This is a genomic window from Pseudomonas sp. 2995-1, from assembly GCF_002742505.1.
Lineage (GTDB): Bacteria > Pseudomonadota > Gammaproteobacteria > Pseudomonadales > Pseudomonadaceae > Aquipseudomonas > Aquipseudomonas sivasensis.
The window spans coordinates 1-315 of record NZ_LJSA01000484.1 but is presented as its reverse complement, the minus strand read 5'-3'; the positions used below and the strand labels follow the sequence as shown (position 1 = coordinate 315).

General features: G+C 55.9%; 1 protein-coding gene. It reads right to left on the bottom strand.

Annotated elements, in window-relative coordinates:
- On the bottom strand, positions 1–315 hold a 315-nt coding region (locus AOA61_RS31310), incomplete at both ends, for a hypothetical protein (protein ID WP_158234823.1).

Below are 315 nucleotides of genomic sequence, written 5' to 3'. Positions count from 1 at the left end.
ATTGGTGCCGGTGGTGAAATCAACTTTCAGGCTGGCAGTAGGCGTTTCTTCGTCGGTAGCAACGAAGCTACCGGCGATGGTGCCGACTTTGGCGCTGTTCTCCACGATGGTAGTCGCAGCCACGGTGATAACCGGGATGTCGTTGACCAGCGTCACATCCGGAGTAGCGGCGGCGGTTGCGCTGCCTTTGTCTGCATCAGTCACGGTCAGATCGAACGCTGGCAGTTTATTGCCCGCATTAACGAAGTCAGCACCGGCCTGAGTCAAGACAACGTTGTTGCCAACGATGGCGTAGTAACCGTCTTTATTGCTGTC